The sequence below is a fragment of the Siccirubricoccus deserti genome (genome assembly GCF_014283215.1).
In the GTDB taxonomy this organism is placed as follows: Bacteria; Pseudomonadota; Alphaproteobacteria; order Acetobacterales; family Acetobacteraceae; genus Siccirubricoccus; species Siccirubricoccus deserti.
Genome location: NZ_JACOMF010000267.1, coordinates 1 through 617 on the forward strand (window position 1 = coordinate 1; position 617 = coordinate 617).

The following is a 617-nucleotide window of genomic DNA, read 5'->3' on the forward strand; positions in this document are numbered from 1 at the left end:
CGAGTAGTGGCTGCCATAGGCAGGCAGTGCCGTCCGCCCCACCGCAAGCGCCTCACCGGCCACCCGCAGCGCCGACTTCGAAAGCGTCCGCATCGACCACCTCCGGACCGCTCATCCCAAGATAGCCGCCCAAAGTACCCAGCCAAGCCAGGGTTTCAACAGAGCAAGCGCATCTCTAAAAAAGCCTCCTCGTTGCGCTATCATGCAGCCACTAAGCCTCTGATCTCGTTCAGATTGGAATTGGCCCACAGGAGGTTTCCGGAGGTGTCCGATTGGTCGGAGCAACGGCGCGACCTGTTGCGGGATATACCCCAGTGACCGCCTGCACGTCCAAACACCTCGCAGCTTCTGCAACACTACGCTGGTGTTGCCGTCCGTGGCTGGCGCAAAGGCGCCGGATAGAGGTGGTCAAAGCGGTGGACTATGATTTCCAATCTGGACGCGCTTTAGTGTCTGTCCGGGATCATGTTGTTGTCTGGCAGAGCCTTCGCAGCATGAGGCGAACGGAGGCCCAGCGCAGGAATGCGAGGCTGGTGCGGTTCAGGCACTCCCAGTCTTTGGCCAAGCGACGGCAGCGGTTCAGCCACGAGATGGTCCTCTCAACGATCCAGCGCTTC

Annotated in this window: 1 protein-coding gene; it reads right to left on the minus strand. The window is 60.6% G+C overall.

Features of this window, described 5'->3' with window-relative positions; translation table 11 throughout:
- Positions 1–463: 463 nt before the first annotated feature.
- A partial coding sequence (locus tag H7965_RS30250) for a transposase (protein WP_186773141.1) occupies positions 464–617 on the minus strand: 154 nt, incomplete at its 5' end.